At 62.0% G+C, this 540-nt stretch carries 1 protein-coding gene; it reads right to left on the reverse strand.

The window, feature by feature from the left end; translation table 11 throughout:
* The coding region (locus tag NW835_RS04395; RefSeq protein ID WP_414414612.1) for a hypothetical protein at positions 1 to 385 on the reverse strand (385 nt) is incomplete at its 3' end.
* Positions 386 to 540: the final 155 nt, after the last annotated feature.

Raw genomic sequence — 540 nt, forward strand, 5'->3', positions numbered from 1 at the left:
GCTCGGTGCGCAGCCGCTCCAGATCCAGGCGCAAAGACTCGATCTGGTGGATCAGCTCCATCAGCTCGGCCATTTCTTCTTTGGAGATAGGGGCAGGGGGAGCCGTGGTCGGGGGGGCGCTTTCAGCAGGGGCGGGCCTCTCGCTCTCTGGGGCGGGGGCGTTGGCGGCTGGATCCCTGAGACTTTCAACGTAGCGAACGGCTTCCTGTTCGATCAACTCCCCCTTTTGCTCCAGTTCTGCTGCCAGTTGCGCCAGATCCATCGAGAGGCGGTTGAGGTTTTCGGCCCGCTTTTCCGGGTCTTGGAGGATCTCCACCAGGGCAGTGGCCGCGCCGTAGAAAAGGTGGCGAGCCCGCGTGAACCAATCTGAAGAGCGAGAACTCATGGCAGCAGAAACAGGTGGGTTCTGAATTATTCTAGGCGATCCGCCCACCGGAACTGGCCCAGGACGACAGAGTGCCCGGCAGCCCAAGTAGGGATCCGTTCTCCGAAGTTATGAACTACCCCACCGCGTAGGCGGGTGGGGGTTCCTCACCCGCT

It is taken from the genome of Synechococcus sp. OH2 (assembly GCF_047462155.1).
Taxonomy (GTDB): Bacteria; Cyanobacteriota; Cyanobacteriia; order Thermostichales; family Thermostichaceae; genus Thermostichus.